Consider the following 13,772-nt stretch of genomic DNA (forward strand, 5'->3'; position numbering starts at 1 on the left):
TCAACCCTTGATGTACGGCACGCCGCTGGCGGCCGGGGGTCGGGCGCGGCCCACCAGGCCGGCGACGGCGAAGATGGTCACCACGTAGGGCAGCATGGCCAGGAACTGGTTCGGCACCGTGGAGCCCAGGGCGCTGAGCACGTACTGCAGGTTGGTCGCGAAGCCAAACAGCAGCGCCGCGAAGAACGCGTACAGCGGGTTCCAGCGGCCGAAGATCAGCGCCGCCAGGGCGATGTAGCCCTGCCCGGCGGTCATGTCGCGGCCGAAGCTGGAGACAAGGACCAGGGTGAAGAAGGCGCCGCCGAAACCGGCGACGACACCGGCCAGCAGCACGTTCATGAACCGCATCCGGTTGACCTTCACGCCCAGGGTGTCCGCCGCCTTCGGGTGTTCCCCGACGGCACGGGTGCGCAGGCCCCACTTGGTGTGGAACAGGCCGAAGTAGATCACGGCCACCGCGACGTACATCAGGTAGCCGACCACCGACTGCTCGAACAGGATGGGGCCGATGATCGGGATGTCGGACAGCACCGGAATGCTGATGATCGGCAGCCGCGGCGGAGAGTTCCAGGTGGCCGAGTCGGCCGAGAGGACGGTGGAGAACAAGAAACCGGTCAGGCCGGAAACCAGCACGTTGAGCACCACCCCCACGATCACCTGGTTGACGATGTACTTGATGCTGAACACCGCCAGTACCGCCGAAACGAGCACGCCGCCGACGGCCGCTGCGGCCAGCCCGATGAACGCGTTGCCGGAGAGCGACCCGGCGACCGCGGCGGAGAAGGCACCGAACAGCAACTGTCCTTCGATGGCGATGTTGACGACGCCGGAACGCTCGCACAGCACGCCGGAGAGGGAGCCGAAGATCAGCGGCACGGCCAGCGTGACCGAACCGGCCAGCAGCCCGTAGAGGGCCACGTTGGGGGTCCGGGCGCTGCCGACCACCCAGGTGAGGAATCCGACCACGAACAGCACGGCAAAGACGGCCACCAGCCAGCCGGGGACCTTTCGCCCGGACCGGACCAGCATGAACGACCAGACGGCGCCGGCGAGCATCAGGACGGCCGTGACCCAGCCGGTGACGACGGCCGAGAGCACCACCGACGGCAGCACCACCGGGTCGTTGGGATCCGACAGCCGGAAGGTCACCGAGTTGTTCGGCGCCCCGACCGCGAAAACCAGGACGGCCGCGAAAGCCAGGACGGCCAGGATGACCGGCGTCTTCCAGTTCCGCACGGTGTCCGCAGCGGCTGGGCTTTGCTGCGGGGCGGTGGCGGTAACCGTGCTCATGCTGCACCTCCGGTGCTTGCGGTCTTACGGGGTTTTGCCGTCAGTTTGCCCGGCTCGGGGAGCCGGAAGATCGCGCGCACGAGCGGCGGCGCCGCGATGAACAGCACGATCATGGACTGGACCACCAGCACGATGTCGATGCCGGTGCCCGTGTTGGTCTGCATGGTCACCCCGCCGGCGCGGAAGGCGCCGAACAGCAGGCCGGCCGCGAAGGTGCCCCACGGCGTCGAACGTCCCAGCAGTGCCACGGTGATGGCGTCGAACCCGAAACTGGCCGCGACGCCGGAGGTCAGCACGCGTTCGGTCCCGGCCACTTGCGCGACTCCGGCCAGGCCGGCGAGGGCGCCCGCCAGCACCATCACCACGACGTAGCCCTTGGTGACGCTGATGCCGGCGGTGCGGGCGGCGTGCGGGTTGGAACCGACCGCGCGCAACTCGAAGCCGATGGTGGAGCGGTTGAGCAGCCACCAGCAAAAAACGGTGGCCAGGATGGCCACCACGAAGCCCCAGTGCAGCCGGAAGGTGTCCCCGAAGAGCGGCGGATACATGGCCGTGGCATCCAGTTGCGGGCTGATCGGGTTGGTGGAGCCCGGACGTTGGAACGCCGGCATGGTCAGCAGGTACAGCACCAGGTTGATGGCCACGTAGTTGAGCATGATCGACAGGATCACCTCGTGGGCACCGGTCTTGGCCTTCAGCAGGCCGACGAGGCCGCCCCACAGTGCGCCGCCGATGATGCCGGCGATGATGACCAGGAGCAGGTGCAGGCCCACCGGAAGGTGCCAGCTGAAGCCGACCCAGGCGGCCAGGGTGGCACCGATGATGATCTGGCCCTGCGCGCCGATGTTGAACAGTCCCGCGCGGAACGCCAGCGCCACGCCCAGGCCCGCGCAGATGAGCGGCGTGGCCACGGTCAGCGTCTGGGTCAAGGGGTAGATCATCCGGGCGAACGTGGCGCCCTCGAAGTTGAAGATCGAGCCTTGGAACAGGGCGGCGTAGGCGTTGGCGGCGGCCGTCCAGCCGGCAGCCAGCATGTCCTGCGGCCGGGCGAAGAAGTAGCTGGAGGTCCGGGCGACTTCCTCGTTCGTCAACGCGATCAGGATGCCGCCGGCGATCAGGGACAGCACGATGGCGAGGACAGCCACCAGCGCGTTGCCGGAGACGATCCGCTGCATGACGGTCTGATGCGCGCGCAGCTCGGGGTGCAGGCTCTCCCCCGTGGGCAACACGGCCGGCGGTGCCTGGGTGCCGTCGCCGAGGGCGGCAGCCGCCTCGAGCCGCTGCTCGTCGCCCTCCGCCGCGGGCGTTCCCGCGTGTTTCGCCCGCTTCCCGTGCTTGCCGGACTCGTCCGCGCTCATTCCTCGCCTCCTTCGGCGTCTGTCTGCTGTACTTCGGCGTCCGTCCGGTGTGCCTGTGCTTCCTCGGCGCTCATGCCGGCCATCATCAGGCCCAGCTCGCCGCGCGAGGTGCCGGCGGGGACGATGCCCATCAGCCGGCCCTGGTAAAGCACGGCGATCCGGTCGGCAAGTTCCAGCACCTCGTCCAGTTCGGTGGAAACGATCATCACCGGCGTGCCGACGTCGCGCTCGGCGACGATCCGCTTGTGCAGGAATTCGATGGAGCCTACGTCCACGCCGCGGGTGGGCTGGGAAGCGATAAAGAGCTTCAACGGCCTGGACAGTTCCCGGGCCATGACCACCTTTTGCTGGTTTCCGCCGGAGAGCGTACCGGCCGCCGCCGCCGCGGACTGGGTGCGGACGTCGAACTCCGAGATGTACTGCTCGGCGTTCTGGGCGACCAGGGCCGGCTTCATGGCCAGGCCGCGGGCAAACGGCGGCTGGTCGTAGCGGTTGAGGATGAGGTTTTCGGCCACCGAGAAGGTCCCGACCAGGCCCTCGACGCTGCGGTCCTCCGGCACGAAACCGACGCCGGCCTCGATGATGTCCTTGACCTTGCGGCCCACCAGTTCGCGGCCTTCGAGCCTGATGGAGCCGGACACGTGGTCCTGCAGGCCCAGGATCGCCTCGGTCAGTTCGGTCTGCCCGTTGCCTTGGACGCCGGCCACCGCGAGGATCTCGCCGCGCGCGATGCCGAAACTGATGCCGTCCACCACGCGCTGGCCCGTGGCCGAGCGCACCGTGAGGTTCTCGACGGTGAGCGTTTCCTCGCCCGGCCGGGCCGGTTCCTTGTTGAGGGTCAGGCTGACGGCGCGGCCCACCATCATTTCCGCCAACTCGGTCGTGGAGGCCGAGGGCGGCGCGTCGCCGATGACCTTGCCACGGCGAATGACCGTGATGATGTCCGAAACCGCCTTGACTTCGCGCAGCTTGTGGGAGATGAAGACGATGGCCTTGCCGTCGGCCTTGAGCTGGCCCATGATGCCCAGCAGCTCATCGGTTTCCTTGGGCGTCAGGACGGCGGTCGGCTCGTCCAGGATCAGCACTTCGGCGTCCCGGACCAGGGCCTTGATGATTTCGACCCGCTGCTGCACCCCGACCGGCAGGTCCTCGACCACAGCATCGGGATCCACCTCGAAACCGTATTGGTCGGAGATCTCCCTGATCCGGGCCCGGGTCTCCTCCAGGTTGAGTTGGCCGCCGGCCTTGGTCGCCTCATTGCCCAGCGCCACGTTCTCGGCCACGGTGAACACCGGGACCAGCATGAAGTGCTGGTGCACCATGCCGATGCCGGCCGCCATGGCATCCCCGGGGCCGTCGAAGGTCACCGGTTTGTCGTCGACCAGGATCTGGCCTTCGCTGGGCTCGTAAAGCCCGTAGAGGACGTTCATCAGCGTCGATTTCCCGGCGCCGTTTTCACCCAGCAGGCTGTGCACCTGTCCCGGCTGCACCACCAGGTCAATGTGGTCGTTGGCAACCAGGGAGCCGAATCGCTTGGTGATTCCCTTGAGCTCGAGTTTCAAACCCCAACCCACCTGTTCTTTGTCCGTAGGTACGACGGTCCTCATCCAGCGGCGCGGTGCCGGACGGTGCTGCTGCCCGGACGCTGTGCCTAGCCTAAACCGGTTCGGCCGATTACAGCGCGGACCGCCGCCCTCGGCACCGGTGTCCGGTACGGAGGGCGGCGGTCCGCTGCGTGCTTACTGCTGCGGGCTGGACTTGGATTCGACCTTGATCTCGCCCGAGATGATCGATTCCTTGATGGTTTCCAGTTCCGACTTGGTCTCATCGGAAACCGCTGCGTCGAGGTCATGGAACGGGGCCAGTGCCACGCCGCCGTTCTCCAGGGTTCCGATGTACGGGGTGCTGTCGAAGTTGCCCCCGAAGTCGGTCCGAATAACGTCCTCTACCGAGGCGCCCATCTCCTTGACAACCGAAGTAAGGATGAACTCCTCGGCCTTGCCGGCGCTTTCGTAGCCGTCAGAATCGACCCAGACAACCTTGGCATCCTTGCCGTCGGCGTTGGCTTCGAGCACGGCGTCCAGCGTGCCCAGGCCCACCGGGCCGGCCACCGGCATGATGATGTCCGCGCCCTCGTTGATGAAGTTCAGGGTGTTGGTCTTGCCCTTGCCCTGGTCCTCGAAGTTGCCGACGAAGGTGCCGTTCTGGGCTTCCTTGTTCCAGCCGAGCAGTTCGACGTTGGCGTCCTTCTGCTCGTTGTAGTAGTCCACGCCGTCGGCGAAGCCGTCCATGAAGATGGTGACGGTGGGGATGTTCATGCCGCCGTAGGTGGCCACCTTGCCGGTCTCGCTGGTTGCGGCCGCGACGTAGCCGGCCAGGAACGCCGCCTGCGCCGTGTCGTAGATGATCGGCTTAACGTTGTCGCCGAACTCCGGGTCGTTGTAGTCGACGATCGCGAAGTTGGTCTCGGGGTTGGCCGCAGCCGCTTCCTTGGTCACGTCGCCCAGCAGGAAGCCGACCGTGAGGACCATGTCGCAGTTGGCCTGCACCATAGCATCCACGTTGGGACCAAAATCGGTCTCGGCCTGGGACTCGGCCTCGCGGATCTTGATGCCCAGCTCTTCCTCGGCCATCTTCAGGCCTTCGTAGCTCGACTGGTTGAACGAGCGGTCGTCGAATCCACCGGAGTCGGAGACGATGCAGCCGAGGTAGTCGGTGCCTTCCGCTGCCGGGCTGCCGCTGGCGCCGCCCTCTTGGGCCGGCGGTGCGCCGCAAGCGGTCAGAACCAGTGCGGACGCGCCTAGCACCGCGGCGGAGAGGCCGGTGCCGCGCTTAATCTTGCGCAGTGAAGTCTTCAATGTTCCTCCATAAAAGAATGTCTGCCCCGCCACAGTTCAATGGTCGCTTCACAAGAAGTGCGGCGTTTGACTTGTACTCCGCGTGGCACAGCACCTGTCCTGCAGGTGCACAGTTGATGACCCTACAGTAGTTCCCACGCGCCCCACCGGCGAAGCAATCGCTACCGGCGCGCGCAGATTGTTCAAAAGTTGTTACTTTTGGGTAGCACCGGCTGCCGTGTCCCGGTGACGCCGGGCGGCCAGCACGGCGGCCTTGGCCATGACGCGCACGCCCACGCCGATGGCGTGCTCGTCGGGAGCGTAGTCGCCGCGGTGCAGGTCGAAGGTTTCGCCGCCCGGGCTCCGGGTGCCTAGCCGCATCATGGCGCCGGGCACTTCCTGGGTCATCCAGGCGAAGTCCTCCCCGCCCATCGACTGCGGAGTGAGGGTCACCGCGTCCTCCCCCAACTCGCTCCGGGCCGCCGCCTCGAGCAGCGTGGTTTCCCGCTCGGTGTTGATCACGGGAGGCACGCCGCGGATGTGTTCGAGCTTGACGTCCACGCCGAACGGTGCGGCCACCTGGTTGACCACCTCGTCCACCAGCTCACCGGCGGCCTGCCAGGCTTCCCCGTCCAGGCAGCGCATGGTGCCGGCCATGTAGCCGACGGCCGGGATCGCGTTGGGAGCGGCTCCCGCCTGGATCTGCCCCCACACGAGCGATACGGCGCTGCGGACATCGATCCGCCGGTTGATGACGGCCGGGACACTGACGGCGATCTCGGCCAGCGCGAACACCAGGTCCTCCGTCAGGTGCGGGCGGGACGTGTGCCCGCCGCGCCCGCGCAGTTCTATCCGTATGGTGTCCGAGGCGGAGGTGATGGCTCCGATCCGGGTGCCGACCAGGCCGACGTCGATGCGCGGGTCGCAGTGCAGGGCCAGGATCCGCGGCAGCCCTTCCAGCACGCCCTGCTCGATGACGGCCAACGCGCCGCCGGGCATGGTCTCCTCGGCCGGCTGGAAGATGACCCGCACGCGGGCGGACAGTTCGCCTTCCAGATCCAGTTTGCGCAGGACCAGCGCGACGCCGAGCATCACCGTGGTGTGGATGTCGTGTCCGCAGGCATGGCTGATGCCGGTGTTGACCGAGGCGTAGTCGAGGCCGGTTTCTTCCATGATCGGCAGGGCGTCGATATCCGCGCGCAGCCCGATGGCCAACGGGCCCTCCCCGACGTCGACGAACAGCCCGGTTCCGTCCAGCAATTGCGGTTCCAGCCCTGCGGCCGTCAGCCGCTCGGCCAGCTTCCGGGTGGTGAGGAATTCCTTGTGCGACAACTCGGGATGCTGGTGCAGGTCCCGCCGGAACCGCCGGAGTTCATCCAGCAGCGGCGATGCCCAGACGCCGATATTGAGATTGGCCAGCGGAGTTTCTGAAATCTTCTGCACACCTGCACTCTATCGATTTGGGCGACCTTCCGAGGACGGTCGCGCACCTTGCACAGGACCAGGCTTTCGCCGCCGGCCCCGGGTGCCATACGGACGCCTTTAGAGGACGTCGGTGTCGCCGCTGGCCCTGAGGTGCTCGACGGCAGACTTCACCTTCTGCGCGTGTTCCTTGGTGGTGACCAGCAGCGCGTCCGGGGTGTCGACCACGACGACGTCGTCGATGCCGATCAGCGCGATCACGCGTTTGGTGTCGGATACCACGACGCCGGTGGCCGACTCCGCGAAGACCCTCGCCCCTTCGCCGAGGACCGTGAGCCCGGAGGTTTCGCTGGCGGTATTCAACCGCCCGATCGCGGCGAAGTCGCCCACGTCGTCCCAGGAGAAGGAACCGGGGATCATCGCCACGTCCCCGGCGGCCGCCGCGGGTTCGGCCACCGCGTAGTCGATCGCCGTCTTGGGCAGGTCCGGCCAGATCCTGCGCATCACCGCGCCGCGGGCCGGAGTGTCCCAGGCCTCGGCGATCTCAGTCAGGCCGGCAAAGAGTTCGGGTTCGTTGGTTTCCAAATGCTTCAGCAGCAGGTCCACCGGCGCCACGAACATGCCGGCGTTCCAGGAATATTCCCCCGTCGCCAGATAGCCGCGGGCCACCTGCTCGTCGGGTTTCTCCACGAACTCGGCCACCGCCTGCGCGGAGGGCGCCCCGGGGACCTGCAGCGCCCCGGCGGAGCGGATGTACCCGAATCCGGTGGCCGGATGCGTCGGCGTGATCCCGATCGTGACGATGTAGCCCTCGGCCGCGGTGTGCACGGCCTCGCGAACCGCCTGCTGGAAGTCCTCCACCGGGGTGATCACCTGGTCCGCGGCAAAGGAGCCCATGATGATCCGCGGGTCCCGCCGGTACAGGATCGCCGCGGCGAGACCGATCGCCGCCGCCGAGTCCTTCGGCTCCGGCTCCAGCACCAGGTTCGCATCCTGAAGCTCGGGCAGCTGGGCGCAGACCGCCTGTCGGTGCAACTTACCGGTAACCACCAGGGTCCGCCCCTGGCACAGCGGCTCGAGACGGGAATAGGTGGCGCGGATCAGCGTGGACCCGGAACCGGTCAGGTCGTGCAGGAACTTCGGCGCCGCCGCGCGGGACAGCGGCCACAACCGCGTCCCGGTCCCGCCGGCCGGAATAACTGCATGAAAACGGTCCAGCACGGCGTCGTCGTCGGCCGCACCCCGGCCTGCTGCTTGAGTGTTCACGCTCTCCACGGTAATCCAGCAACGTGGGTACCGCCTTCATCCTGCGGGCCGATTTCTGCCGTCCGGGTGGTTTGCCGGTCCCGTAACAGCGCAAACGGCCGCCCCGTCGGAATCCAGAGCCTGCGGGGCCGCGGACCGGTCTCACCCGCCCCGTGGAAGCCGGTACGGCACGGGCGGTCAAACCCGTGCTGTTAAGAAGGTCACACCCTGCTGTACCTGAATTGAATAAGCCCTCAGCGAAGCCTAGATTAGTCTTGAGCTATAGAGCGCTCTCGCACCGGCGTCAACTCTTGCGTGGAAGCCACGCTGCGCCTCTGCGATGCAGGGAGGGTAATTCAGTGTCGAAGACACCAGCAGGGACCTTATACCGCGGCCGTGAAGGCATGTGGTCTTGGGTAGGACACCGCATCACGGGCGTCGCAATCTTTTTCTTTCTCTTGGTACACGTGCTCGATACCGCGCTGGTCCGGGTATCCCCGGGCGCCTATGACGCCGTCATGGCCACGTACAAGAACCCGATCATGGCCATTCTGGAAGCCGGCCTGGTAGCGGCCATCGTCTACCACGCCTTTAACGGGCTTCGCGTCATCCTCATCGACTTCTGGAAGAAGGGGCCCAAGTACCAGGCCAAGCTTCTGTGGGGGGTTGTCGGCCTCTGGGTCGTCGTCATGATTCCGTTCCTCATCCGCCACCTCACGCTCGCTTTCACCGGGGGTCACTAACTCATGTCGGTCAACTCTGAAATCCAGGCCCCCCGCAGCGCCCGCATCGCTCCCGAGTACATGCGCAACAAGGGGCGCAAGGGCAACTTTGAACTGTACGCATGGCTGTTCATGCGGCTCTCCGGCCTCATCCTGGTGGTGCTGGTCTTTGGGCACCTGTTCGTCAACCTGATGGTGGGCGAAGGCGTCCACGCCATCGACTTCGGCTTCGTGGCCGGCAAGTGGGCCGACCCGTTCTGGCAGATCTGGGACCTGGCCATGCTCTGGCTGGCCATGCTGCACGGCACCAACGGCGTGCGGACCATCATCGAGGACTACGCGGAAAAGGACATCACCCGCTTCTGGTTCAAGATGGTCCTGTACGTGGCCTCTGCCGTCATCATCGTGCTCGGCACCCTGGTGATCTTCACCTTCGATCCGTGCCCGGCCAACGCCACCGCCGAGCTGCTGCCGTCGTTCTGCCCGGCCCCCTAACCGTCCCCGCGACAGACCGCGGCGCCGTTGCCCGTCGTGAACCCCACACGGCGAAGAAAACCCAGTTTCAACAGAAAGAGCATCCAGTATGCAGGTCCATAAGTACGACGTCGTCATTGTCGGTGCCGGTGGCGCCGGTATGCGCGCCGCGATCGAATCAGGCCAGCGCGCGCACACCGCAGTACTGACCAAGCTGTATCCCACCCGTTCCCACACCGGCGCGGCCCAGGGCGGCATGTGCGCCGCACTGGCGAACGTCGAAGAGGACAACTGGGAATGGCACACCTTTGACACGATCAAGGGCGGCGACTACCTGGTTGACCAGGATGCCGCCGAAGTGATGGCCAAGGAAGCCATCGACGCGGTGCTGGACCTGGAAAAGATGGGTCTGCCGTTCAACCGGACGCCCGAGGGCAAGATCGACCAGCGCCGCTTCGGCGGACACACCCGCGACCACGGCAAGGCCCCGGTCCGCCGCGCCTGCTACGCCGCCGACCGCACCGGACACATGATCCTGCAGACCCTCTACCAAAACTGCGTCAAGCACAACGTTGAGTTCTACAACGAGTACTACGTGCTGGACCTGCTGCTGGTCGAGGAAGACGCCACCCGCGCGGACGGCACCCCCTACAAGCAGAAGCGCGTCGCCGGCGTGGTCAGTTATGATCTGGCCTCGGGCGAGCTCCACGTCTTCCAGGCCAAGTCCGTCATCTTCGCTTCGGGCGGCGTGGGCAAGGTCTTCAAGACCACCTCCAACGCGCACACCCTGACCGGCGACGGCATGGGCATCGCGTTCCGCCGCGGCCTGCCGCTGGAGGACATGGAGTTCGTCCAGTTCCACCCGACCGGCCTGGCCGGCCTGGGCATCCTGCTCTCCGAGGCCGCCCGCGGCGAAGGCGGAATTCTCCGCAACGCCGACGGTGAGCGCTTCATGGAGCGCTACGCCCCCACCATCAAGGACCTGGCGCCGCGTGACATCGTGGCCCGCTCCATGGCCTTGGAGGTTCGGGAAGGCCGCGGCTGCGGTCCGAACAAGGACTACGTGCTGCTGGACCTGACCCACCTGGAGCCGGCGCACATTGACGCGAAGCTGCCGGACATCACGGAGTTCGCGCGCACCTACCTCGGCGTCGAACCCTACACCGAGCCGGTGCCGGTGTTCCCCACCGCCCACTACGCCATGGGTGGCATTCCCACCAACATCAAGGCCGAGGTGCTGCAGGACAACGACACCGTTGTGCCGGGCCTGTACGCCGCCGGCGAGGTGGCCTGCGTCTCCGTCCACGGCTCGAACCGGCTGGGAACCAACTCCCTGCTGGACATCAACGTCTTCGGCAAGCGCTCCGGCATCAACGCCGCCGAGTACGCCAAGACCGCGGACTTCGTCGAGCTGCCGGAGAACCCGGAGCTGTACACGATGGAGCTGCTCGAGACGGTGCGCGGCGGCACCGGTACCGAGCGGGTCGCCCAGATCCGCAAGGAACTGCAGGACATCATGGACGCCAACGTGCAGGTGTTCCGCGACGAGAAGTCCCTGACCGAGGCGCTGAACGTGATCGCTTCGCTGCGCGAGCGCTACAAGAACATCAGCGTCCAGGACAAGGGCAAGCGCTTCAACCTGGACCTGCTGGAGGCCGTGGAACTCGGCTTCCTGCTGGACATGGCCCAGGTGATGACCGTGGCGGCGCTGCACCGCACGGAGTCCCGCGGCGGACACTTCCGCGAGGACTACCCGGACCGCGACGACGAGAACTTCATGAAGCACTCCATGTGCTACCTGGACGTCGACGCCGTGACCGATCAGACGGCCGGCATCCGCATGGATACCAAACCCGTGGTATTCACGCGCTACGAACCGATGGTGAGGAAATACTGATGAGCACCGCGACCGAAATTCCCGAAGGACCGTCCAAGGTCGAGCTGGCTCCCGGGGTCGGCGGCGGCGGCGAGATCCCCAGCTTTGACATTACGCTGAAGGTCCGCCGCTACGATCCGGAAGTTTCCGAGGAAGCCCGCTGGGACGAGTTCAAGCTCACCATGTACGGCACGGACCGCGTGCTGGATGCCCTGCACAAGGTCAAGTGGGAGCATGACGGTTCCGTATCCTTCCGCCGGTCCTGCGCCCACGGCGTCTGCGGCTCCGATGCGATGCGCATCAACGGCCGCAACCGCCTGGCCTGCAAGACGCTGCTGAAGGACCTGGACACGGCCAAGCCCATCACGGTGGAACCGATCAAGGGCCTGCCGGTGGAGAAGGACCTGATCGTGGACATGGAGCCGTTCTTCCAGTCCTACCGCGAGATCATGCCGTTCCTGATCAACAACGGCCACGCGCCGACCCGCGAGCGGCTGCAGTCGCAGGAGGACCGCGAGCGGTTCGACGACACCACCAAGTGCATCCTCTGCGCCGCCTGCACCTCCTCCTGCCCGGTGTTCTGGACCGACGGCCAGTACTTCGGGCCGGCGGCGATCGTGAACGCGCACCGCTTCATCTTCGATTCCCGCGATGATGCCGGCGACATGCGCCTGGAGGTCCTCAACGACAAGGAAGGCGTGTGGCGCTGCCGCACCACCTTCAACTGCACCGAGGCCTGCCCCCGCGGCATCCAGGTGACCAAGGCGATCACCGAGGTCCGCCAGGCGATCCTGGCCCGCTCCGTGTAGCCAACCCGGGCGGTCCCTTCGGACTGCGCCGGCCGGTGGCGCCGATTCCTTCGGGAGTCGGCGCCACCGGCGTTTAAGATTCCGGCAGGGGCCTCCGCCGGCGCAGGCCCCACGCCCGCTGCCGCAGCGACCGGCTGTCCCGCCCGCCGGCCGCCTGCCTGGCCAGCGCGTCCGCCGTGCCGACCGCTCCCCAGGCGGTGGCGACCAGGTAGACCTGGCTGAGCAGGTAGAACCACACGAACAGGCCCAGGATGACGGCGAAAGGAGCCAGCAGCCAGTTGCTGCCCACGTTGCCCAGCAGTGACGAGGAGAAGTACCTGAGCACGGTACTGCCGATACCGGCGAGCAAGGCGGACTGGAGCATCACCGTGCGCGGCATCCGGATGCCTGACGCCACGCGGAACAGGATCACGGCAACCGCCGTATCCAGCAGCAGCATGACCACGATGCCGGCGATCCGGGTCAGCGGCACCACGGCTGCGCCTTGGATGCCGAGCAATTCCACGATCAGGTCCAGCGCGGTATTGGCTATGGCGGCGACGAGCGTGGTCACGACCAAGGCAACGGCCACGATCAGCAGCGTGCCGGTATCCTTGAGCTTGACCAGGACGATGTTCGTTTGCAGGGGCGGCAGGTCGAAGATGCCGCGCATCCCCGTGCGCAGCCCCGCGATCCAGCCCAACGAGGTCCAGATCATGACGGCGGTGGAGATGATCAGGCTGACGCCGAAAGCCTCGCCGTGGGAGAAGAGCTCTTGGGGTGAGGCCAGGCCCTCGGGCCCGGTGCCGGTGTCAATCAATCCAGGGACGAATTCGTTCACCACCCGTACGATGGCCATCTGCAGGTCGCGGTTGCCGGCGGCCACCAAGCCGAGGATGGAGAAACCGGCCACCAGCATCGCCGCTACCGAGAAGAACATCTTGTAGGCGCACCCGGCCGCCAGCAATGGCCCGTGCCTCAGGGCGTAGAGATTCATGACCCGCATCAGGCGCCAGGAGTTGATCTTCGCGAGCCTGTACTTGGCCGCGGCCAAGCTGCTTTGCAGGGCGCCTTCTTCGCGCTTGGCGCGGCCTGCTTCCCGCCGCTGCCTCACGGCGGCGAGCAGCAGTTGCTGCCGTTCCAGCGGATCCGGCGTTGCCTCAGCCTGCTCCTGCGGGTCCGGCACCAAAGGTCAACTCTTCCCGTAGTATCCACACACCAGTCTCATCGTGCTCGTAGAGCCCCATGCTACTGACCCGGAATGCGGCGTCATAATCAGCGAGCTTGCTTTCGGCCGAGTCCATGCTGGCTTCGCTGACGTCGTGCGCGACCGTCACGTGCGGGTGGAAGCCGAACTCGAGGTCGCGTTCCAGCGGACCGGACTGGAGTTTTTGGTGCAGCGCGACGCACTCGTCGAAGCCCTCGTCGATGCTCAGGTAGACCACGGGCGAAACCGGGCGGAAACTGCCCGTGCCGCGCAGGGAGAGGGTGAATGGGGACTGCGAACGGGCCACGGCCCGGACGTGCTGGACGGCGTCGTCCCAGTCCAGCACCGGAGTGGTGGTGACCAGGGTGATGTGCGGCGGTATCACCGAGGCCAGCGGGTCACCGAACGAGGCCCGCCAGCCCTGCAGCTCGCTGGCCATCGGCTCCGGGACCCCGATGACCACGCCGACGCAGCCGACCGCCGTCCGGGCACCGCGGCCAGCATCGCCGTCGTGTTCCACACGGGCGATGCTGTCCTGGTCCTGCTGGCGCAT

At 66.5% G+C, this 13,772-nt stretch carries 12 protein-coding genes; 4 read left to right on the forward strand and 8 right to left on the reverse strand.

Annotated elements, in window-relative coordinates; genetic code table 11:
- The 6 genes from AC5RUP_RS04050 to AC5RUP_RS04075 form a co-directional block, all read right to left on the reverse strand.
- Positions 1 to 1,290 (reverse strand): ABC transporter permease, encoded by a 1,290-nt coding sequence (locus AC5RUP_RS04050; RefSeq protein WP_494153805.1) that lies wholly within the window; start codon positions 1,288 to 1,290, stop codon positions 1 to 3.
- Positions 1,287 to 2,648, reverse strand: a complete 1,362-nt coding sequence (locus tag AC5RUP_RS04055) for an ABC transporter permease (protein ID WP_494153806.1) — start codon at positions 2,646 to 2,648, stop codon at positions 1,287 to 1,289. Before AC5RUP_RS04055 ends, AC5RUP_RS04050 begins: the two co-directional genes overlap by 4 nt.
- A complete protein-coding gene (locus tag AC5RUP_RS04060) occupies positions 2,645 to 4,210 on the reverse strand; it encodes an ABC transporter ATP-binding protein (protein WP_494153807.1) in 1,566 nt (521 codons plus the stop codon). The genes AC5RUP_RS04055 and AC5RUP_RS04060 overlap by 4 nt, the downstream gene beginning before the upstream one ends.
- Positions 4,211 to 4,387: 177 nt before the next feature.
- On the reverse strand, positions 4,388 to 5,506 hold the full coding sequence (locus AC5RUP_RS04065) for a BMP family lipoprotein (RefSeq protein WP_494153808.1): 1,119 nt from the start codon (positions 5,504 to 5,506) through the stop codon (positions 4,388 to 4,390).
- A gap of 192 nt (positions 5,507 to 5,698) precedes the next feature.
- A complete protein-coding gene (locus AC5RUP_RS04070; protein ID WP_494092209.1) occupies positions 5,699 to 6,928 on the reverse strand; it encodes an amidohydrolase in 1,230 nt (409 codons plus the stop codon).
- Between the two features lie 99 nt (positions 6,929 to 7,027).
- A complete protein-coding gene (locus AC5RUP_RS04075) occupies positions 7,028 to 8,173 on the reverse strand; it encodes a mannose-1-phosphate guanylyltransferase (protein WP_494133451.1) in 1,146 nt (381 codons plus the stop codon).
- A gap of 338 nt (positions 8,174 to 8,511) precedes the next feature.
- Between AC5RUP_RS04075 and sdhC the strand changes: the two genes are divergently transcribed.
- The 4 genes from sdhC (at position 8,512) to AC5RUP_RS04095 (ending at position 12,033) form a co-directional block, all read left to right on the forward strand.
- Entirely contained in the window at positions 8,512 to 8,895 is a 384-nt protein-coding gene (gene sdhC / locus AC5RUP_RS04080) for a succinate dehydrogenase, cytochrome b556 subunit (RefSeq protein WP_493978601.1), read from the forward strand.
- A gap of 3 nt (positions 8,896 to 8,898) precedes the next feature.
- Positions 8,899 to 9,369 (forward strand): succinate dehydrogenase hydrophobic membrane anchor subunit, encoded by a 471-nt coding sequence (locus AC5RUP_RS04085; RefSeq protein WP_493978600.1) that lies wholly within the window; start codon positions 8,899 to 8,901, stop codon positions 9,367 to 9,369.
- Positions 9,370 to 9,457: 88 nt separating this feature from the next.
- Positions 9,458 to 11,245 carry a succinate dehydrogenase flavoprotein subunit gene (gene sdhA / locus AC5RUP_RS04090; RefSeq protein ID WP_493978599.1) on the forward strand — a complete coding sequence of 596 codons (1,788 nt, stop codon included), beginning with the start codon at positions 9,458 to 9,460 and terminating at the stop codon, positions 11,243 to 11,245.
- Positions 11,245 to 12,033: a succinate dehydrogenase iron-sulfur subunit gene (locus tag AC5RUP_RS04095; RefSeq protein ID WP_494068244.1), complete on the forward strand. Its 789-nt coding sequence runs from the start codon at positions 11,245 to 11,247 to the stop codon at positions 12,031 to 12,033. The genes sdhA and AC5RUP_RS04095 overlap by 1 nt, the downstream gene beginning before the upstream one ends.
- A gap of 73 nt (positions 12,034 to 12,106) precedes the next feature.
- Here AC5RUP_RS04095 and AC5RUP_RS04100 read toward each other — a convergent pair whose 3' ends face one another.
- Both AC5RUP_RS04100 and AC5RUP_RS04105 read right to left on the reverse strand, forming a co-directional pair.
- On the reverse strand, positions 12,107 to 13,198 hold the full coding sequence (locus AC5RUP_RS04100) for a YihY/virulence factor BrkB family protein (protein WP_494158368.1): 1,092 nt from the start codon (positions 13,196 to 13,198) through the stop codon (positions 12,107 to 12,109).
- Positions 13,173 to 13,772, reverse strand: a complete 600-nt coding sequence (locus tag AC5RUP_RS04105) for a 2'-5' RNA ligase family protein (RefSeq protein WP_494154426.1) — start codon at positions 13,770 to 13,772, stop codon at positions 13,173 to 13,175. Before AC5RUP_RS04105 ends, AC5RUP_RS04100 begins: the two co-directional genes overlap by 26 nt.

The organism is Arthrobacter sp. Y3223151, from assembly GCF_059091125.1.

Bases quoted from the DNA above. Each gene is read 5' to 3' on its own strand.
- AC5RUP_RS04050 (WP_494153805.1), bottom strand. From the start codon at position 1,290: ATGAGCACGGTTACCGCCACCGCCCCGCAGCAAAGCCCAGCCGCTGCG.
- AC5RUP_RS04055 (WP_494153806.1), bottom strand. From the start codon at position 2,648: ATGAGCGCGGACGAGTCCGGCAAGCACGGGAAGCGGGCGAAACACGCG.
- AC5RUP_RS04085 (WP_493978600.1), top strand. From the start codon at position 8,899: ATGTCGGTCAACTCTGAAATCCAGGCCCCCCGCAGCGCCCGCATCGCT.
- sdhA (WP_493978599.1), top strand. From the start codon at position 9,458: ATGCAGGTCCATAAGTACGACGTCGTCATTGTCGGTGCCGGTGGCGCC.
- AC5RUP_RS04095 (WP_494068244.1), top strand. From the start codon at position 11,245: ATGAGCACCGCGACCGAAATTCCCGAAGGACCGTCCAAGGTCGAGCTG.
- AC5RUP_RS04105 (WP_494154426.1), bottom strand. From the start codon at position 13,772: ATGCGCCAGCAGGACCAGGACAGCATCGCCCGTGTGGAACACGACGGC.